This is a genomic window from Bacillus sp. FAU20 (genome assembly GCF_056033865.1).
On the sequence record NZ_JBVYHY010000021.1, the window covers coordinates 178,645 to 199,260 of the forward strand.

A 20,616-nucleotide genomic window follows, 5' to 3' on the forward strand; every position below is an offset into this window, starting at 1 on the left:
GTTTTTTAATCGAAAACAACTGAGTGTATGTTTTTCATATGGCTCAATTGCTTTCGTTACTATCACTTTACAACTCAAGTGATTAAAAAGCAAGAGATTTATCTCAAATTCGAGATATTTTTTATAAAGTCTTATGTACTTCCTATAAAAATAGCTGTGCAGAAATAATATAGTTGTTTAAAAATCCTTATTCCACGAACGGAGCAGGTTCGTGGAATCTATGGTAATTAGGTTTGGCTGGGAATTTTGTCGATGATATTAAAAAAGACACCGAAGTGTCTTTTTTTTTCAAATTAAGCATACCGATAAATTAAAATTTAATTACTTAACATTATGCTTATCTTGGGAGCGAGGTACTTTATCGATGAGTGTATACAAACCATGTAATGCTTGCTGTTAATAATGCTGACGAAATCAAAGCTGTAAGAACACTATATGTTTGCCACATAAGTATTGTTGACCAATCGAAAGCACAGCACAGTATACCTAGGGCAATCGTAGCAGTCAGGAAAATAACTGTTACGGTTATTCTCTTTTTTGTCATTGGCTGCCGCTCATTCGTTCTCCTTCTGCGTAATCCTAAGAGAAATAGCAAAACGGCCAATAGGCAAAGAATAATTGTGATAGACGACAAAATGATATCCAAAAGCTGTGTGCCGCTTATTTCATATGACTGAGTGAGATTGCCTTCTAATATATCTTTAACTTTTAGTACCATGTTTGTATTGGTATTTGCGCCGTTGCTCAGCAAGGAGACGGCTGTTCGTTCATTTGGCAGTATGACTACTTCGGTTCTGAAATTTGGATTGCCCCCAGTGTGTTCTATAATCGTTTGTTCGGCGTTTACGGACCAGCCTGCCGCATAATACATACCGTTGACAGCCGAAACAGACATATCACCCCTATGTGATTTTTCGATAACCATGTGAAATATTTCGGGTATGTCCTGCACGATCCCCATCTGTATGCCCATCCAACGCGCCATATCTTTTGTATTAGAAATGATGTAGCCTGCGGGTTTATTCCCAGCATAATCCGGAGCTTTAAATGGAGTTGTCATAAAAAAGGAAGAACGGTAGCCCTGTGCCAACTGTCCAGTGGCTTGAGCAGCTTCTTTATAAACATACGTCTGGTGAAGACCTAACGGCTGAAATACCTGTTCCTTCATAAAGTCTTCATAGCTTTGTCGCGACACAATCTCAATAACCAAACCCAATACGTCATAATTAACGGTTCCATAGTTATACTGTTCACCGGGAGGGAACGCCAATTCAGCATCCACGAGCATTTCTACAGTCCTTTGCAACATATCTGGTGTATTGCCTTGTGGAATATTTTGAAGATGCCTAATATTTGTTAGACCACTGGTATGGTGAAGAAAGTTATTTAGTGTAAGACTTTGCATATCAACAAGTTTCCCTTGATACTTTAATGTAAACCAAGGTAAATATTTTTGGACAGGGTCAGTCATTGAAAGCAGCCCTTGCTCTTCCAATAGCATAATACCCATACCGGTAAAAGCTTTACTGACCGAGGCTAACTCATAGAGTGTATTTTCACTTGCAGACAACCCCTTTTCACGGTCTGCATACCCTGAAGAAAAGTAGAACACTTCATCATCAGCAAGTATTGAGATTGACATTCCCGGCACACCTGATATACGACAGGCATCATCTAGCAACGCTTGTATTGCCGCAGATTGAGAATCTGACAACGCATAACTTTGTGTTGCAAATCCTGAGAATAATATAAATATCGTTAATACAAAAACAATAATCTTTTTCATAAACTCTCCTTTTTGGGAAATTATAAGAGAATAATATAAATAACCTCCTTTTACAACTACGAAACTAAATTTTAATTCATCTTTCTATTCACCTGTATAATATCAAATAATTACGAATAGTTACACTTGAACGAACAGATGGATGTAATTTGAAACAACTTTAAAGAGCCTTGCTACGTAGAATGTAGTAAGGCTCTTAGCTTTTTAATAATCAAAATTCAATAACTTTATTATCATTATACAACAGCCTCACTAAGCATATTAACACTTAATGAGGCCACTTTATTCACACTATTAATTATGAAACGACGGCTTATAGAACGAACGATTATCAAGTGCAAAGACACGTTCTGTGTATTCGCCTGGTTTCGTGCGTCCTAATGCACGGTCCATCATGTTCATTTTTGCATCTAAGTTATCGATGTAATGCAGAATTTCTGCTTCTTTTACTAATGGTGGTTTTGGGCTACCCCATTCTGCTTTTCCGTGGTGAGAAAGCACGATGTGTTGAAGAATTAATACTTCTTCTGCATCGATTTGCAGCTCATCTGCTGCTTTCCCAATTTCGTTCACCATAATCGAAATGTGACCTAGTAAATTTCCTTCTAACGTATACGTTGTAGAAATTGGGCCAGATAATTCGATTACTTTACCAAGGTCATGTAAAATAACGCCTGCATACAGTAAGTCTTTATCTAATGATGGGTATAGATTTGAGATAGCTTTCGCTAAATCAAGCATCGATACGACGTGATACGCTAATCCAGATACGAACTCATGATGGTTCTTAGTCGCTGCTGGATAGTCTAAAAATTCGTTTTGATGCTTATTTAATAAATGTCTTGTTAGACGTTGAATGTTCGGGTTTCTCATTTCAAATATGTATTGCGTAATTTTCTCGACCATATCTTCTTTTTTCACTGGTGCTTTTTCTACGAAGTCCGAGATATCTGTTACTTCATTTTCATTCGCAACTCGAATTTGTTTCACACGTAATTGAATACGGCCTTTGTAGTTTAAAATATCTCCAGCTACTTTCACGATTGTTTCCGCTACATATTGTTTCTCAACTTCTGGTGATACGTCCCATAGCTTCGCTTCAATATCTCCACTTGGATCTTGTAAGATTACTGTTAAAAATGGCTTTCCATTGCTTGCGATACCTTTTGTCGCTGTTTTAATTAACAAGAAAATATCGACTTGTTCACCAACTTCATATTCTGCAATTTTCTTTTTCATTCGAATTCCTCCACCAAATCAGTTACTTTTAGTATAGCACACTACAACTCATTTTCTTTACGCATATGTGTTAATTTTATAATCTGTTTTTCTGTAAAATACGCGAGTAAATGCGCATGACATGTAAAGAATATGACTTGTCTATCCTTTGCAATTTCCTTTATAAGTTCAATCGTTCGATTCGTCCTTACCGCATCAAAATGCACGAAACTATCATCAATAATAAATGGATAATCATGTTCGAATGTTTTCGCGAGTGCAAATCTCAGCGATAAATATAACTGCTCCGCTGTCGCTTGGCTTAGTTCATGACTGTAAAAACGCATACCATCGTTACGTTCAACGATAAACGGTTCTGCCTCTGACGGTGAAAAGATTTTACTATATCGTCCGCCTGTTAAATAGACGAAATACTCTTCTGATTTTTGTAAAATACGAGGAAGATGTACTTCGTGATAATATTGCTTCGTTTTCGTTAACACCGTTTTTGCGGCCGCATAAGCAGCCCACTTCTTCACTTGTTCACGCACTTGCGCTTTTTTCATTTCCCATTCATGCATTAAATCGCCGTATGTACTACCTTTTTCTAAATTCGCAATTTCCATACGATGTTTCGCAATACGCTCTGTCAGTTCTTTCTCTTCCGTAAGACAGTTTTGCACGACTGTCATTTCTCTCTTTAATTTCTCTTCATAACCGTCAGCTTCATAATGTTCAGCTAATGATAAGTTCGTTAAACGCTGTTCCAACAGATCAATTTGCGGTAATAAACGCCCCACTTGTTTCTCAGCATCTTCACGTTTTTCCGCTAGTTTACCTACTTCTAAAAACATCTCTTCATCTGTAGCCTCTGCAATATGCCATAAACCATCTCGTTCTACTAACAGATGTTTCAATCGTTCTTGCATAAACTCATATTCTTCTTGCCATTCCGCCAGTTTTTCTTTTAACTGCTTACAAGTTTGGCGCTTCTCTTTCTCATTTTGCATACGGCTTTGTGCCTCGTGTAGCTTACTATACTCCGCACTACCGATAACAGTTTCTAGTTTATGTTCAAATTGCGAAATCATTTCAAATAATGAAGATTTGCGCTCACTTTTCTTCTCTAAATCACGATATAATTGCTGCATTTTTTCCATACGCTCAAACGCCGGCAATATGTGTGCATACGTATAAAATTCAGGAAACATATAGCGCGTTTTATATGCATCGACTTGTTCTCCCGCCTGGAACGTTTCTCTCTCCCATTCCTCATACGATGAAACGACTTTATCATACGCTCGTTCCATTTGCTGTAACTTATATGACTCACGCTCAAATAGTTTACGTATCTCTTCATCTTTTTCTAACTCATAGCGCACAGACATCGCTTCTTCACTTTGTCTCCCGCCAGCACTTTGCTGAAGTGTAAGGAGCTCTTCTTGTAATCCACTTGATGGATCTTTATATAAAACAAGGGCGAGAACAATCCCTACAAAAACAATGACACTAATAAATAAGAGCGCTCGGTTATCTATAAATAAGCTTGTGAATAAAACGCCTGTGTTAATAAGAAGTAATAGAAGACAAACTCTTTGCCACTGCTTTTTCTTTTGCTTAGCTGTTCCTGCTTTTTCCTCATACTTGCGCTTCATTCTCTCTGCGCCTATACCGATAAACGCCGCATCTTGGAACGATTTCTCTTTCTCAACTAACACATTTCTCTCTTCATCCACTAACATTTGTTTCTTAATCTGCCTTATATTTTCTTCTTGTTCTTCTAATTGCTCTTGCGCTACTTTAAAACGATCATCGAGCTGTGCTTTTTGCGTTTCTAATTCGCGCGCCTTTTGCACTGTTTGCGTAATTAACTCTTTCGTTGCCAAACTCATATCAAATGAAAGAACTGTTTCCTTTTCAAAAGTAGCACCAATTTGTTGTTCCAGTTCTGCGATTTCTTCTTTTATATTCGTAATACTTCCTGTCAGATCACGCATTTCTTGGCGTGCATTTTCGTAAGACATATGCTGCATTCGAAGTTCTTCTACATAACTTTCTTTTTGCAAAAACTCTTCATCTATTTGAATCGATTCCATTTCAGATTGCACATTCTCAATTTTTTTATGAAGTGAGTCCACTTGTAATTGAAGCGGCTCCATCTTCGCCTTAATTGCTTCATAACGCGCCATTCCGTTTACAGGAAACTGCCCGCTCTCGTTCTCTAACACTTTCTCATGCGCACGCTTTTCAATAACGAGTGGCTCAAGCGCTGCTAATATTTCATAATCTTGCTTTCGTTTTTCTGCACTCTCTTTTTCCCCGCGAACAGAAGCAAGCTTCTCTTCACTTTCTTTTAACTGCTCCACTTGCTTTTCATACGTGCCAATTTTCCCTTGCCACTCTTTCATCTTCTCTTCAAGTTTCTTCATCTCTTGCAATGACACGTTAATTTCTGGTTTACGACCACTCGGCTTAAAGCGCTGGTCCATTTCTTTTTCTAGCTTTTTATCTAACTGCAATAGCGCATCACTCCCGACTGCACTTGCCGAAAATAAATAATTGCCAATATCCGCTTCACCAAGCTGATGAATGTTTTGAAGGCCATGCATATCAAATGAAAAGACAGATTCAAATAAACTTTCATTCATCCCGCTTAATATATCGTGTAAAATTTCCTCGCCGCCCGTTTTCCCGTCTTCAAAATAAACGGTCACCTCGCCAGCTGCCATCTTTGGCAATCGTTCAATTTTCAAACGGCCATACTTCTCTGTTTGCACAGTCATCGCACCGCCATACTTGCCGCCTTCTTTCGGCTCATAACGGCGCTGTCCTCTCGTCGGAAAACCGAATAAAATACTTTTCATAAATGAGCGAATTGTTGATTTCCCCGCTTCATTTTCACCATATAACACTGTCAGCATTGACAGATCCATTTCCACATTTTCTAATTTTCCGTACCCATAAATATGGAGTTTTTCAATTCTCATTTCTTATCCCTCTCTTGCTGGAATAATTGTTCTAAAATAATATTTTCTGCTTCCTTTTGAATCTCTTTCTTCTCTTCCTCTGTAAAAGATTCAATACTGTTACGTGCTACAGGAGATGTCCAAATCGTGCGCAACACGCCGTCCATATTGGTGAAAGCTTCTAACTCCTTCAGCACACTACCGACGAAATGATTTTCTTCTTTCAAACGCTCGATTTCTGCAAAAGAGACTGTCTCATTTTTCCACTTCATCGTATATACGAAATCTTTTCGCTCTTCACCAGATGCTAAAATATGAAAAATCTCTTCTACGCGCTTTTCATCACGTAAATAAGGAGAAAGTGGCCCTTGTCCTGTAAATACGACAGTAAGTAGCGTCCCTTCCTCTTCTCTTCGGCATTCATTCATCGCACTCGATACGCTCGTCATCAGTTCATCAACAGTTTCAAGTCCATCAATATTCACTTCTATCTCATCCCACACAACATCCGCCGTATGGAAAAATGAACATTGCGTTCCTTGTTTTGTAAGTTCAATAAGGTACGCACCCTTTTCCCCTGTCTCCTTACGATGACGACCTTGTATATTCCCCGGATAAATAATATACGGCTCTTCTGATAAAATTTCACGTTTATGTATATGGCCAAGAGCCCAATAATCAAACTGCTTTTCTTTCAGCTCACGAATTTGAAACGGCGCATAGCGATTATGCTCTGCATCCCCTTCCACACTTCCGTGAAGCATACCAATATGAAAAGGCGCATCACTCATTTTCGTATACTGCGCTGTCATATTATCCGTTACCGCTTGCTGCAAATAACTAAAACCGTAAATAGAAGCTAACAACTCACCATTTTTATAAAATGATTTCTCTTCTACATAAGGCTCCGTAAACACGTGAACATTTTCCGGAAACTCAATTGCTGCCCAGCTTCCCCCTAAATGATCGTGGTTACCGTGAATAATAAAAACAGGGATATCGTACTGCGAAAGTCTCTTCATTTGCTCGCGCACAAACACTTGCGCTCTCAAACTTCTCGTCTCCGCATCATACAAATCCCCGGCTAGCAATAAGAAATCAACGCGCTCTTGAATCGCTTTATCAACAATACGCTCGAACGATTCAAACGTACTCTGCTTCATTCTCTCCCAAACAGACTGCGGTACATTCATCTCCATCCCTTTAAATGGACTATCCAAATGCAAATCAGCCGCATGTATAAACTTTACTTGTTTCACAAATAACGATCCTTTCTATGTTTCAAAAGTTTCACCTTATTGTAACACGCAATGTCATATATTTCTTTGCATATTCTAGTGATTTATGCCAAAATAGTTATAAGATTCTGATTTTATTATTGGAGGGAATTTTCATGGGAGTATACGTTCTAACAGTCTTTGAAAAAGATGGTTCTAAAGCATTAGACGAATCATTCGAGGCGGCAACTGAAAAAGAAGCGAAAGCAAAAGGTGAATCTATTTTAAAAGAAAAAGGATTGTATGAGAAAACACATCGCTGCACATCTTCTGCAGGTAAGCTCGTTTTATTCCAGCGCTAAAAAAAGAAGCGTCATCCGCTTCTTTTTCACTCTACTATATCTTCGTCACACCACGTAAACACCACATCTAGAATGCGATTACCGATACGTACGCGTTTATTCCATTTACCTGTTTGGATCTGATGTTGCAATTCTGCTTTCATCTTTTCCGTCCAGTCGTGAATCGTTTCACTACCGTCGTACGGATATACGCTCGGAAACTCTTTCTGCAATAGATGCAAGCTCTCTGCATCAAAATGAAAATGGAAGAAGTAGTTTGCTGTAAGCGATGGTTCTTGTAATCGTAAAAAATGATCATCAATTTGCTTTCTATTTCTATAGAAAGTAAAGATATTCACTTTACCACTCGTAATTTGGTCAATTTGAATTTCGTGCTTCTCTATAATCACGTCTTGTCCACCTCGTTGTATACTATCTTTAGTATATATGTCTTTTGCAACAAAGTTAACCATTTTCGTGCGAAATTCATTTCCTTCATTATAATTCCTGTACCTCCATATGCAATCAGGATAAATAAAAACAAAGTTGAAGGGGAGCGATCACATGTATTTCGGAAGCAAAGGTTGGTATGTAAAAGAACTTAAAAAATTAGGTATCCGTACTTATGAAGGTAAAAAACTAGAATCTTATCGTACGCATGTGTTATCTAGTTTACTTGAGAGAATGAAGAAGGCTTCGGCTTAATTGATGTAGGAAGCAACTACGGTTGCTTCCTTTTTATATAGTGGAAAAAAAGAAATAATTCTATCTTAACGTTCTATCTTTACCGTTATACTCTCTTGATAAAAACCACCCATTATTAACTGAATCTCTATTACCAAATCTCTTTCTAGATAATCATTCGTACATACTTTAAATTTCCCATACTTATTAACCCGTCCGCTTCCAACATACATATCACCACTTGTTATGACAATTGTTGAATGAGGTTCTGCACGACCCAACACAAAATTATGACCATATTCCACAGAAGCTATCGTTATTTTTTGATGCATATTATTAATTGAACCTATACATTTCTTTTTACGCAAATTAGCATTACTTTCTTCAGCCCTCGAAAACGCTAGATTCCTGTTAATCTTTTCTGAAGACGAAGCAACATTCCCCAGCCAAATAAACCTATCAAATGTAGTAATAAGTAGAAACATCTACGCTAACTCCCCCATTCTTCCTTTCCCACATTAAAAACGTCTGTGTAATGCAATTAGAGCGTTCTTAAATCTCTCATACTTTCTAAAGCATAACATGAGAAAATAATAAAAAAATCGTACAAAAGGGCAAGCCTATAATGTACGATTGGGCATATATAACGTTTTAAAAATGAATTAACTTCCTTTCAATAGATACAGCTACTGCTTCTGACCTTGAATTAACACCTAATTTATTATATATATTTGTTAAATACGCTTTTACTGTTCGTTCAGCTATTCCCATATCGAATGCAATTTCTTTATTCTTATTTCCACGCGCAATAGCTTTCAACACAAACAATTCTTTTTCTGTTAAATTATTTTCTTCAACCTTATCAGCATATACTTCTTTCCTTTTATAATTCACTATCTTTTCCATAATATTAGGTTGTAGTAAAATCTCACCTCGAATAGCCGCTTCCAATGTTCGAAACAAATTCTCACGATCCGTATCTTTTAGCAAATATCCTTTTGCTCCTAGCTCAATTCCCTTTAACATTAATTCATCTTCGTTATAAGTTGTTAATATAATAATCGGCGTATGATTTTGTTTTTTATTTAAAGCCTCAATTGTTTCTAAACCACTCATTTTAGGCATATTTAAATCCATTAAAATAACATCAGGTTTCTTTTTTTCTATGAAAGAAAGGGCTTCTTCTCCGTTTGCAGCCTCACCTATAATTTGAAATGAATCACTCGTTTCTATTATTAATTTCAGACCTTCCCTTACAACGAAATGATCATCCACAATTAATACGTTATACTTCATCGCTATCTCCTTCATTATTAATAGGTACTTGAATACACACTTTCGTACCCTTCATCTTTTCACTCAATATATGTATTTCTCCATTAATCAATCGAACTCGCTCATTTAAGCCAATTAAGCCGTAATGTCCAGGATTCTTACCGATATATCCAGTGTCAAAACCAATTCCATTATCTTCAACTTCAATAGTAAGTTTTTCAAGGTTATCACTATATTCAACTTTCAAATTTACATCTTTTGCCTGTGAATGTTTTGCGATATTCGTTAAACATTCACTAATTACATATAAACAATGTTCCTTTACTAATCTTGAAATATGCGGGGGACTTTGAATAGTAAATCTCACATGTATAGACGTAGCCTCAGAAAAACGTTGAACTTCTTCCTCTACAGCTTTATTAAATGAATTAGTAGTATGACGCAAATCATCAATAACCAGCCTTGCGTCATGTAAAGTTTGTCTCGCTCTTATCATAGTTTGTTTCATAATCTCTTGCGATCGCCCTGTATTCCCTTTTTGCATATGGGCTTCTATTGCTTCCAATTGCATAATTAAGCTCGCTACACCTTGCGCTAACGTATCATGTAAATCCCTTGCCATTCGTTGCCTTTCATTAGCTAATGTCAATTCTTCTACTCTCATATATGCAGACTCTAACTCTTGAATGTAGCTCTGTATACGATTACGTGCATCATATTGCTGCTTATTAATATAAGAAAAAGGAATAATAATTGCTAGTACTAAAAGGAACATAGAGATAAGAATAGCTACTTTATTCACACCATAATTCATACTAATCGCAGTACAAAATATGGCATACATGAGAGTGAAAACCGCCATTACTTTAAATATATTGTTATAAACATATAAACTTTGGGCAATTAAAATAGGGGTTAATCCAACAAAAATAGCTATTGAACCATTTGGTACAATAAATGCAGCAAGAAACACAATGAAGAGTTGTACAAAAAAGAAATACAACAATTGTCTATTCTTTAATGAACTTGCATACCAATGAAAGATAGTATGAATAACAATAATTATTGTGAAGAAGAAACTATCCATTGAGAGAATATTATTACGAAATTCTAAAAGCATTGAAGCTATATATACGAGTGTAATCCATAAAACAATAAACCTTCTTGGAATAAATACCGCTTCCAATACATTTGTATCCACGTCTATATTTGAATTCATTTTTTTCATATTCGACCTCCACCATTATATTATACAAGATGCAGCTTACATTTTGATAAAGTGAAACTTTAATTAGTGGGGCTTTCTCCCATCCCCATTACAGAATACAAATATGAAATATTGCATATCGAAATGCATTGATATAATTGTAAGCGCTCACTATAATAAGCGTATAAAGATTTATTGTATCTTACCCTTAAAAAAGGAGGCACTCATATGGAAATCGCAATGGCAGTTTTAAAATTTGTAGGTGGAGTAATTCCATTAGTTCAAGAACTTTTAAAAGCATTCATGTAAGGTTATCATTCAGCAATTATCTATAATAATTATCATACAAATGATCTGTATATCAAAAGCAAATTGATATACAGATCATTTGTGTGAGAAAACTTTATACGAGAACTATGTAACCTAGTAGAACAATAATAATGCATCTATCTCAAGTTAGAAAAAGACGCTCACAAGAGCGTCTTTTTCTTATATTACTACGTATTCAGAAGAAACCGATTTTATCAAATAGATAAACGAAGAATTTCTGTTCCCTTTTATTTTTTGATAACCAAATAATCACTCCAACCAAAAATGCTATAATTAATCCTATCAAACCAAGGGGGAACATTTATCGTGCACGGAAAACACATTCAATTTCACAAGTTTGGCAACCCAAAAGATGTATTACAAGTTGAATATAAAAATATAGAACCACTAAAAGAGAATGAAGTTTTGGTCCGTATGTTAGTTAGACCGATTAATCCATCTGACTTAATTCCAATAACCGGAGCGTACGCTCATAGAATTCCTTTACCTAACATACCTGGTTATGAAGGTGTTGGTATTGTAGAAGATGTAGGTGCGGGCGTTACGAGAGACCTTATCGGTAAACGTGTTTTACCGTTACGCGGAGAAGGTACTTGGCAGGAGTATGTGAAGACGTCAGCTGATTTTGTAGTCCCTATCCCTGATTCCATCGATGATTTTACAGCGGCGCAAATGTATATTAACCCTCTTACGGCGTGGGTTACTTGTACAGAAACGTTAAACTTACAGAGTAATGACGTTTTATTAGTGAATGCTTGTGGATCCGCTATTGGACATCTATTTGCTCAGTTATCACAAATTTTAAACTTCCGATTAATTGCTGTTACAAGAAATAATAAGCATACAGAAGAATTACTGCGCCTTGGTGCTGCATATGTAATTGATACTTCCACTGCCCCGCTTTATGAAACTGTTATGGAATTAACAAACGGGCTCGGTGCGGATGCTGCAATTGATTCTATCGGGGGATCGGCTGGAAATGAATTAGCTTTCTCCTTACGTCCAAACGGGCACTTTTTAACGATCGGTCTTCTATCAGGAATACAAGTAAACTGGGCAGAAATTGTCACGAAAGCCAAAGTACACGCGAACATATTTCATTTACGACATTGGAATAAAGAAGTGTCACCATATAAATGGCAAGAAACGTTTCGTCACTTAATTCGCTTAGTAGAAAATAAGCAATTGTGTTTTATGACGGTACATTCTACGTATGACTTAGCAGATGTGAAAGCAGCAGTTGATGTTGTGCAGTCCGCTGAGAAAACGAACCCCGAAAGTTAGACAGGTCGTTTCATTAGGCAGCCTCTAGGGTATGAGCCCGGTATTGTACTGGGCTCATACCCTTTAATTTTGCCTTAATTCTTTTATGATTATAGTATTCTATATACTTTGCTAACTCTTGTTTGAAATGTGTTATACTTTCAAATTCTTTTCGATACAGAAATTCCGATTTCATGATACCGAAGAAATTTTCAATAACGGCATTGTCATAACAGTTTCCTTTGCGAGACATACTTTGAGTTATGCCACAATTCTTAAGAGAATGACGGTATTGTTTCATTTGATAGTGCCAACCTTGATCAGAGTGAATGAGGAGTTTATCCGGATCGGTTACACAATAAGGGGCTTGGTCCAACATCGTTGAAACAAGGGAATAGGTCGGTCTTGAACCAATTGTATACGTGATAATTTCACCATTAAATAAATCCAACATTGGTGATAGGTATAACTTCTCCCCAAATAACTTAAACTCCGTAATATCTGTAACCCACTTTTCATTTGGTTTTTCAGCTTGGAAGTTGCGATTTAAAATATTTGGTGCAATTTTCCCAATTGTCCCTTTGTAAGAGCGATATTTTTTCATACGAACCAGACATTTTAACCCTAATTCTTTCATAAGACGATACACTTTTTTATGATTTACTTTGTGTCCACGATTCATAAGTTCATCACGAATACGACGATAACCATAACACCCATCGTGTTCATTATAAATAGCTTGAATCAGTTCTTTTACCTCCGCATTTGGATCAGGACGATTAAAATGTTTCATCCAGTAATAGTACGTACTACGTGGAATGTTTGCGAGTTGAAGTAACTCCTTGATAGGAAATTCATGCCTTAACTCGTAGATTACTTGCGCTTTGTCTTGTTTGGTGATTTTTCTTTGTTTTGAACTAAGGCATTCAACTTTTTTAAATATGAATTTTCCATACGTAAACGTTCATTTTCCGCTTGTAAGGCTTCGATTGATCCTTCATCTACTGGTTTTATTTTTTTATCTTTCATGGTTGGACGCCCCTTTTTCTTTGATTGTAGGGCATCCAATCCTCCTGTTTCATAAGCTATTTTCCATTTCCGAAGTGTTTCATAAGACGGTATATTGAAAAGTGCCGCTGTTTCTCTGATAGATGTCCCGTGTTCATTCATATAATAAAGTACATCTAGTTTATACTGGGCTGGGTAGAATGTATAGCACTTTTCAAAGGCCTTTTCACCTGAAGACTCATATCGTCTAATCCACTCACGAAGTACGCTAGGGTTAACTCCTATAGATTTAGCAATTGTTTTTCCACTTTCTGTACCATCTAAATATCGTTTCACCGCTTGGATTTTTTCTTTTGAAGAAAATTTAGCCATAAAAAATGCACCTCCAATTGTTAGACTGTGTCTAACAATTGGGGTGCACTTCATAATTAGGTGGGCTTTTGTTATGTTACTCTATCGTTTCAACTTCACGTGGATTTTTCATCTCTTCCACATACACAACTCTAAATCCGTGATCTTCTAAATCTTTCAATAATGTCTCTAATTCACCGTCGTTAAACTCTTCTCCTAATGTAAACATAATTCTACGAACTAATAAGGCATCATTATCAAAAGTCATCAAACTTTGAATACCAGTGTATTTCTTTAAAACTGTCGATAACTTTTGGATTGCTCCATTATAGTCTTGCGTCCCAATCATGACAGAGTATTTACTAGAGTGAACGCCCCATGCATCCTCTAATAACTCAAAAACTTTTTTATGCGTTAAAATTCCAAGGAAAACCCCTTTTTCGTCAACTACTGATAAATAAGGCAATTTTTTTATTGTAAAAAATACTTTAAAGAAAGATGAATCTTCTCTCACAAATCCTTCTTTATCGTTTAATAATTGTATTACACTCTCATCAAGTGATCCTTTATATTCTAAAATATCTACTTTATATATATTCCCTAAAAATTTCTCTTTTTTTTCATCTAAAACTGGTACACAACGATACCCTGTTTTATTTAAATGCTCTAACGCTTCCCCTATCGTAATCGAACTTGAGCACAGTAAAACTTCCCTTTTCGGCACGTAATTCCCTTTAATCCTCATAAAAAGCCTCCTTATGTTAAAATACTTTCTGTGCCATAACTATATTATATTTTCAGAAAAAAATAAATAATTTATTTTATTTTTCTGAAAATTATTCATTTTCTTGTCATAATTTATTCATCAATCCTTCACTTGCATATTTTTGCTATCAAATCTTCTCTCTGAATTGCTGAATGAAAAATATATTGTAACTTCTTTCAAAAAAAGCTAAAATAAGAATAAGAATTTTCTGAATATTCCAAGAGCAGGTGGTTATATGTCCTTATTACACTCACATATATGTAAATTTATAATTGGTGTTATTGTTATTTTTGCCATAAGTCCTATTCCAGCTCTTTTTACTACACACAATTACTCTTATCAAAATGGATTTATTAGCATTTTTCAAAACTTCGCACAGCTTTCTTCTATATCAATTCCAAAGGTTGATTGGATGCATGAATCTATCTTTTTCTCAGCAAACCAAATGATACATACTTCTAATCATTCAACACCATTATTCCCTTACATATGGGAAATATATTTTATATCGATTGTTCGTTTTACTTTTACCCTTGCGATCGGATTTTTCATAAGTTTGGGTATCGGCCATTTATTTTTCAAATTACCTAACTCGTTTAAAAAGTTTACTACTGTATTAAATTGGATACCTTACTCTTTTTGCACTGTAGTATTACAATGTTCAGTCTTATTACTACTTCTATACGTTGCACAATTTATAAACCTTCCTTACTACTCATCTTTTATTATCGTATGTAGTACTTCCATGATTATCGTTATGCAAGCAGTACAAAAATGGATTCCTTTCTTGAAAAACAAAAATGAATATGAAATAAAACATGATTCTTTTCTTGTGGATACATTGTTTTTGGCGCTTACTTCGAATCATAAATCAATTTTAGGTTCCATTATTCTTTCATTCGTTTTTATGGAATGCGTTTTTCATGCAAATGGACTGTTACAATTTATCGTTCAATTTGGCGGAAATTCCCCCATAATTGTTACAATCGGCTTATTACTACTCTATATCCCTTATAGCATGCTTTCTTTCCTTCAAACACTATGGACCACAAATTACTCCAAGCAACAGTCATACACTTTAACGAGAAGTGTTCCAAAACCTTAATTTGAAATAACCCTCTATAATCTAAAAGTAGAGGGTTATTCCTTTTGTATAGCGGACAAAATAACAGCAAATTCAAAAACTATTACAGAAACATACCAATATTTACCCTTTTCCTTTGACTATTCTTTTCATTTGGATTTATTATAAAAGTATAACATAATTGCAGGAGGTGACATCTTTATTCCAAACCTTGGAATGGAGAATACACTTGGACATATTAAATATTTTTCTCATCTTTGTACTTATTCTTATTTCTGGCTTTTTCGTTGCATCAGAATTCGCTGTTGTAAAAGTACGAAAAAGTCGAATTGACCAACTTGCAAATGAAGGTAATAAACAAGCTTTAGCTGCAAGAAGTGTCATATCAAATTTAGATGTTTATTTATCAGCTTGTCAGCTCGGGATTACAATCACTTCTTTAGGGCTTGGTTGGCTTGGTGAACCGACTGTAGAACATTTGCTACGACCGCTCTTTGAAAAAATTAATATTACTGGAACAATGGCTAACACTTTATCTTTTATTATCGCTTTTAGCGTTATTACATTTTTCCACGTTGTATTAGGTGAGTTAGTTCCAAAGTCTTTCGCAATTCAAAAAGCAGAAGCAATCACACTTAAATTTGCAAGACCGCTTATTTTATTTGATAAAATTATGTATCCATTCATTTGGCTGCTCAATAGTACAGCTATATTTTTTACAAAACTACTCGGATTAGAACCTGCGAAAGAAAATGAACTGGCTCATTCTGAAGAGGAATTGCGACTCATATTAGGTGAAAGTTTTAAAAGTGGTGAAATAAACCAAACCGAATATAAATATGTAAATAATATTTTTGAATTTGATGATCGAGTTGCAAAAGAAATTATGGTTCCTCGTACCGAAATGATTTGCCTATCTACTGAAAATACGTTAGAAGAAAATATGGATATCGTCGCTACTGAAAAATATACACGCTATCCAATCATTGAAAAAGATAAAGATGATATTATCGGGATGATCAATACGAAAGAAGTATTCCATGATCAAACAAAAGGTATTTATAAACCACTTGAATCTTATATACATCCTGTTCTAACTGTATTTGAAACAGTTCCAATTCGTAAAACGTTAGTACATCTTCAAAAAAATCGTGTTCAGATGGCAATCGTTATGGATGAATATGGTGGAACTGCCGGGCTTTTAACGATGGAAGATATTCTTGAAGAAATCATTGGAGAAATTCAAGATGAATTCGATGCGGATGAATCACCTATGATTGAAAAACGTACGCCTAAGCTTACTGTTTTAGATGGAAAGGTGCTTATTTCTGAAGTAAATGATATCTTTGGCCTACATATTGATGATAGTGATTTAGATACAATCGGAGGATGGCTTCTCTCTCAAGCAATTGACTTAAATATTGAAGCTGGCTATTCCATTGAATATGCTGGTTTTCAATTTAAAGTATTAGAACTTGATGGACATCAAGTCAAAAAAGTTGCTGTACATAAACTAGATATTAAAAAGGAGCTATAAAGTGACTGTTTTATTAACAATTTGTATCATTGCCTGTTTCGTTGTTTCATTTCTCGCCTTTATTTATCCAATTATCCCTGGCATACTAGCTGTCTGGGCTGGATATTTGATTTACCATTTCGGTATAAATGGAGGAGAATTAACAACTTCTTTTTGGATTATTCAAATCATTTTTACTCTTTTCATTTTCGTTGCTGACTTTATTGCAAATGGATATTTTTTAAAAAAATACGGTAGTTCTAAATGGGGCGAACGTGTCGGAATGATTTCTATCATTGTCGGATCGTTCTTCTTCCCCCCATTCGGACTTATTATCATACCGTTCTTATCAGTATTTATAACAGAACTAGTGCATAAAAAAGCGCCAAAAGATGCCTTTCTAGTTGGAGTCGCTACTGTAGTTGGTTTTTTAAGCAGTACAGTAGCGAAAGCAATTCTCCAAATCATTATGATTATCATCTTCGTATGTTATATCATCTTTTAACCATCCCGACTTCGGGATGGTTTTTTAATATGCAATACCTACTCGACTATTTTCATATATGTTTTTCTTGCATAGGTCCCATGCAAAGTGTGCTGTATCACCTACTGTAATTTTTGATCCACCTTCTGGCAATATATCTTTTTCAGTTCGATATACCTTTATCGCCTCACCGTCTATTAAATGTGTCGGACAAACAACTGTCCAACATAAATGATTACTATTACTTAGTACCTTATATGCAGCCAAATGATCTTCTGCTGCCGTTGTCGTTTTCCTTTTGGATTCCGTTGATTGAAAACGATATAAATTGGGATTTGATCTTGCTTGTAAAATACCAGCTGTTCCTATTGTAATGATTTTACGAACCCCTTTTTCTTCCATTTCCTTTATAATTTGTGGCATACTCTTCGCTAATGTTCCATTTTGATCCGTTCCAAGTGCACTAATTACTATATCACTTCCTTCTATCGCTTTCTTTATATCATTTTCGTTTAATACATTACCTTCTATCACTCGCAACCTTTCATGTTGTATTTCTATTCTACTTAAATCACGTGCTAATGCTGTCACTTCAGCTGAATCCTTTAGTGCTAATTTTATTATATTTGAACCTACTCGTCCCGTTGCTCCCAATATGCATACTTTCATTTATTTCCCTCCTCTTTCCTTCTTTCTCTATTTTTCAATACTCTCAATCAAATTACAACAAAAAAGCTTCCTCATATGTAAGAGGAAGCTCTATTATTACTTTATTTCTTTTCTTTAGAATCCGTAGACTTCTCAGTTCCACTTGTTTCTTTATCCTTTTTGTCCTCTTGTTGTGTAGTTGTATCTTCTTCTTTCTTCTTATCCTCACCTTTACTACAACCTACCATTAATAAAGAACTTGCAAGTGCCATAGCAGTCAATGATTTAACCCATTTGTTCATTTGCGTTTCCTCCTTGTGATAGAATATGTACAATCCCATATTACTCTCTATTTTTAAAGGAGAGATTGAAAAACAGTAAATATACGGTAAATTATTGTAAATTTTCTGATAACAAAACTTGATTTTAATTTATATATTCCATTTCCAATCGATACACAATAAAACTAGTTATTTTCTCTCAATGGACGTAAAAAACTAAGGCGCATACCATTCCGCCTTAGTTTCTCATGCAAACTTTTCATTTTCATATAGATGTGTAATCTTATATTCCTTCTTCATAACATATTGCCACACACTATAAGCGTAACGGTTCATTTTCAGGAAACAATTTTCCAAAAATGAGCGAAACTCCGGATTAGCAACTTCCACTGCAACTTGAGCAAACTTTAGTGCTAATCGTTTTAAATGCGAAATATATGCAGTAGCAATATAGATATCTCCTGTATCTTTATATTCCGTTTCCTCTTCTATTTCATGCAAATGAAATGGAAGAGGTTCACAAGTAATATGCTGTACATTCTCTCCTTCTTGAAAGTTCACTTGCTCATTATATGCTTGTAACATATATGGTAAATGCTGCTGCAATAACTCCTTTAATTCTTCGTCTCTCACCTCTACTGTATACTCCCCAACCTGATATATGAGCATATAACTATATCTCATTAATTCTTTCATACAGTCCATGAAAGTGCCTCCCTTCTCTATTGTCTATATGTTATAAATATGATGCTATAACGTTTGCTATTCTTGCTAAAAACCAATCCCATTTACTAATTTTCTCAAAGTCTTCTTCTGAAAATCTTTTTGATTTATGAAAGTCTACCTGTAATCGACTCCATACTTCATCAACAGCTGTTTTATCATATATGATACAGTTAGACTCACAATTTAAATAAAAACTTCTATTATCAAAATTCGCTGTCCCAATATCAACAATTTCTCCATCAATGATTGTTACTTTCCCGTGAAAAAAACCATTCTGATATTGATAGATCTCAGCTCCAACATGGTTCATCTCTTTCAAATACGGATAAGCAGCTTGTTTTAACAATATGGCATCACTTTTAAACGGTACGAGAATTTTCACATTGACACCCCGGTTTAATGCATCTTTTAACTCTTTCATCATTTCTTTACTTGGTACAAAATATGGCGTAGCAATAATTAAAGATTTTTTAGCCTGCTTTAATAGTGCTCCATATTTTTCCCATAAACCTTTTCCATCTGAAAATAAATATTGATATTTCACATTCCCTAATGTAGGTATACTTTCATGTATAGGCATTTTTTCTCCTGTATCTTCTTTCCAATCAGCAGCAAATTTTCTTTCCATATCCGTGGCACCATTCCCCTTGACTCGTACATGATAATCACGCCACGGACCAAATTTCGGATTTTGTCCAAGATACTCCTTTCCAATGTTAAAGCCGCCGATATATGATACTTTTCCGTCAATCGTAACAATACGTCTATGATTCCGTTGATGCAAAGAATAGAACACATTTTTCAGTTTCAGTTTCTTACTAAATGTAAACTTCACACCGTTTTCTTTTAATCGGCTAATTACCTTTTTCTTCAGCTTATATCCGCCTACCCGATCGACTGACAATTTCACTTCTACTCCGCTAGATGCTTTTTTCTCTAATAACTGTAAAAACTCTTGGCTTATTTCGTCTTTTCCTACAATATAAAAATGGATATATATATACTTTTCTGCATCGTTTATATCGTCAAATAATTTCCTATATAACTCTTCACCGTTCGTATATAGTTGAAATTCACCTAATCGAACTTTTCCTAATTCATATTCACTAGCCATTTCCTTCCCCATTTCTACATCGATATTCATCCAAATGAATACACCTATTAAACAAAGGATTATAGCGAAAAAGTACTTCATGGATAAATTCCTTTCTCCACTTACTGTTATTTCTATATCTTCCCTTTTTTATTACATTATCATTCAAGAAAATATGTCATTACATGATATATGTCCATATCAAACAATAGCTCATTTGCATATTGTATGTTGTATCTTAAAATAAAAGGAGGAAATAACAATGGGCTTCGCACATGGTAATGGATTTGCGCTATTAGTCGTATTATTTATCCTCTTAATCATCGTCGGTGCTGCTTGCTTCTGCTAAGTAGCTACTGTCATATGATATGT

At 35.3% G+C, this 20,616-nt stretch carries 21 protein-coding genes and 1 pseudogene; 8 read left to right on the forward strand and 14 right to left on the reverse strand.

Translation table 11 applies throughout. The features are described from left to right. Positions 1–358: 358 nt before the first annotated feature. The 4 genes from AC0OM3_RS14680 to AC0OM3_RS14695 all read right to left on the reverse strand — a co-directional run bounded on the left by AC0OM3_RS14680 (position 359) and on the right by AC0OM3_RS14695 (position 7,229). Positions 359–1,786, reverse strand: coding sequence for a serine hydrolase domain-containing protein (locus AC0OM3_RS14680; RefSeq protein ID WP_000720968.1), 1,428 nt, complete (start codon positions 1,784–1,786; stop codon positions 359–361). A 294-nt stretch (positions 1,787–2,080) separates the two neighbouring features. After that, positions 2,081–3,025: a 3'-5' exoribonuclease YhaM gene (gene yhaM / locus AC0OM3_RS14685; RefSeq protein ID WP_000726638.1), complete on the reverse strand. Its 945-nt coding sequence runs from the start codon at positions 3,023–3,025 to the stop codon at positions 2,081–2,083. 41 nt (positions 3,026–3,066) lie between these two features. After that, positions 3,067–5,991, reverse strand: a complete 2,925-nt coding sequence (locus AC0OM3_RS14690; RefSeq protein WP_474212231.1) for an ATP-binding protein — start codon at positions 5,989–5,991, stop codon at positions 3,067–3,069. Beyond that, a complete protein-coding gene (locus AC0OM3_RS14695; protein WP_000815719.1) occupies positions 5,988–7,229 on the reverse strand; it encodes a metallophosphoesterase family protein in 1,242 nt (413 codons plus the stop codon). Before AC0OM3_RS14695 ends, AC0OM3_RS14690 begins: the two co-directional genes overlap by 4 nt. A gap of 134 nt (positions 7,230–7,363) precedes the next feature. Between AC0OM3_RS14695 and AC0OM3_RS14700 the strand changes: the two genes are divergently transcribed. Continuing rightward, a complete protein-coding gene (locus AC0OM3_RS14700) occupies positions 7,364–7,549 on the forward strand; it encodes a YhzD family protein (protein ID WP_000539547.1) in 186 nt (61 codons plus the stop codon). A 26-nt stretch (positions 7,550–7,575) separates the two neighbouring features. On the opposite strand, the gene AC0OM3_RS14705 is transcribed toward AC0OM3_RS14700, so the two are convergent. Then, the gene (locus tag AC0OM3_RS14705; RefSeq protein ID WP_000582785.1) at positions 7,576–7,938 is read right to left on the reverse strand and encodes a hypothetical protein; all 363 of its coding nucleotides are present in this window, start codon (positions 7,936–7,938) and stop codon (positions 7,576–7,578) included. 154 nt (positions 7,939–8,092) lie between these two features. Between AC0OM3_RS14705 and AC0OM3_RS14710 the strand changes: the two genes are divergently transcribed. After that, positions 8,093–8,233: a YflJ family protein gene (locus AC0OM3_RS14710; protein WP_000273536.1), complete on the forward strand. Its 141-nt coding sequence runs from the start codon at positions 8,093–8,095 to the stop codon at positions 8,231–8,233. A 65-nt stretch (positions 8,234–8,298) separates the two neighbouring features. On the opposite strand, the gene AC0OM3_RS14715 is transcribed toward AC0OM3_RS14710, so the two are convergent. The 3 genes from AC0OM3_RS14715 to AC0OM3_RS14725 form a co-directional block, all read right to left on the reverse strand. Next, positions 8,299–8,697: a hypothetical protein gene (locus AC0OM3_RS14715; protein ID WP_000479289.1), complete on the reverse strand. Its 399-nt coding sequence runs from the start codon at positions 8,695–8,697 to the stop codon at positions 8,299–8,301. Between the two features lie 166 nt (positions 8,698–8,863). After that, positions 8,864–9,508, reverse strand: a complete 645-nt coding sequence (locus AC0OM3_RS14720; protein WP_000876838.1) for a response regulator — start codon at positions 9,506–9,508, stop codon at positions 8,864–8,866. Next, on the reverse strand, positions 9,498–10,715 hold the full coding sequence (locus tag AC0OM3_RS14725; protein WP_000738695.1) for a sensor histidine kinase: 1,218 nt from the start codon (positions 10,713–10,715) through the stop codon (positions 9,498–9,500). Before AC0OM3_RS14725 ends, AC0OM3_RS14720 begins: the two co-directional genes overlap by 11 nt. A gap of 103 nt (positions 10,716–10,818) precedes the next feature. Between AC0OM3_RS14725 and AC0OM3_RS14730 the strand changes: the two are divergent. Together AC0OM3_RS14730 and AC0OM3_RS14735 are read left to right on the forward strand one after the other, a co-directional pair. Next, positions 10,819–11,003 (forward strand): annotated as a pseudogene (locus tag AC0OM3_RS14730) (hypothetical protein). Positions 11,004–11,330: 327 nt separating this feature from the next. Then, a complete protein-coding gene (locus AC0OM3_RS14735; RefSeq protein WP_474212235.1) occupies positions 11,331–12,308 on the forward strand; it encodes a zinc-dependent alcohol dehydrogenase family protein in 978 nt (325 codons plus the stop codon). Positions 12,309–12,321: 13 nt separating this feature from the next. Here AC0OM3_RS14735 and AC0OM3_RS14740 read toward each other — a convergent pair. Both AC0OM3_RS14740 and cbpA read right to left on the reverse strand, forming a co-directional pair. Further along, positions 12,322–13,667, reverse strand: a protein-coding gene (locus AC0OM3_RS14740; protein WP_474212237.1) for an IS3-like element ISBth10 family transposase whose coding sequence is annotated in 2 segments (ribosomal slippage) — positions 12,322–13,226 and positions 13,226–13,667 — 1,347 coding nt in all. Because the reading frame shifts where the segments join, the coding sequence is not laid out codon by codon here. 76 nt (positions 13,668–13,743) lie between these two features. Next, positions 13,744–14,391, reverse strand: a complete 648-nt coding sequence (cbpA, locus tag AC0OM3_RS14745) for a cyclic di-AMP binding protein CbpA (RefSeq protein ID WP_001220526.1) — start codon at positions 14,389–14,391, stop codon at positions 13,744–13,746. Positions 14,392–14,647: 256 nt separating this feature from the next. Between cbpA and AC0OM3_RS14750 the strand changes: the two genes are divergently transcribed. The 3 genes from AC0OM3_RS14750 to AC0OM3_RS14760 all read left to right on the forward strand — a co-directional run bounded on the left by AC0OM3_RS14750 (position 14,648) and on the right by AC0OM3_RS14760 (position 17,517). Beyond that, entirely contained in the window at positions 14,648–15,517 is an 870-nt protein-coding gene (locus AC0OM3_RS14750) for a hypothetical protein (RefSeq protein WP_061884087.1), read from the forward strand. Between the two features lie 208 nt (positions 15,518–15,725). Further along, a complete protein-coding gene (locus AC0OM3_RS14755) occupies positions 15,726–17,033 on the forward strand; it encodes a hemolysin family protein (protein ID WP_000353731.1) in 1,308 nt (435 codons plus the stop codon). A 1-nt stretch (position 17,034) separates the two neighbouring features. Beyond that, entirely contained in the window at positions 17,035–17,517 is a 483-nt protein-coding gene (locus tag AC0OM3_RS14760) for a DUF456 domain-containing protein (protein WP_000217337.1), read from the forward strand. Positions 17,518–17,541: 24 nt separating this feature from the next. Here the strand turns inward: AC0OM3_RS14760 and AC0OM3_RS14765 are convergent, their stop codons facing one another. The 4 genes from AC0OM3_RS14765 to cls all read right to left on the reverse strand — a co-directional run bounded on the left by AC0OM3_RS14765 (position 17,542) and on the right by cls (position 20,346). Then, positions 17,542–18,165, reverse strand: a complete 624-nt coding sequence (locus AC0OM3_RS14765) for an NAD(P)-dependent oxidoreductase (RefSeq protein ID WP_000861628.1) — start codon at positions 18,163–18,165, stop codon at positions 17,542–17,544. Between the two features lie 101 nt (positions 18,166–18,266). Continuing rightward, positions 18,267–18,446 (reverse strand): hypothetical protein, encoded by a 180-nt coding sequence (locus AC0OM3_RS14770; RefSeq protein WP_001045967.1) that lies wholly within the window; start codon positions 18,444–18,446, stop codon positions 18,267–18,269. A 225-nt stretch (positions 18,447–18,671) separates the two neighbouring features. After that, complete coding sequence (locus AC0OM3_RS14775) at positions 18,672–19,130, reverse strand: spore coat protein (RefSeq protein ID WP_000340562.1); 459 nt, start codon at positions 19,128–19,130, stop codon at positions 18,672–18,674. Positions 19,131–19,161: 31 nt separating this feature from the next. Further along, a complete protein-coding gene (gene cls, locus AC0OM3_RS14780) occupies positions 19,162–20,346 on the reverse strand; it encodes a cardiolipin synthase (protein WP_003300934.1) in 1,185 nt (394 codons plus the stop codon). A gap of 160 nt (positions 20,347–20,506) precedes the next feature. Between cls and AC0OM3_RS14785 the strand changes: the two genes are divergently transcribed. After that, positions 20,507–20,593: a YjcZ family sporulation protein gene (locus AC0OM3_RS14785; protein WP_000505094.1), complete on the forward strand. Its 87-nt coding sequence runs from the start codon at positions 20,507–20,509 to the stop codon at positions 20,591–20,593. The last annotated feature ends 23 nt before the right edge of the window (positions 20,594–20,616 follow it).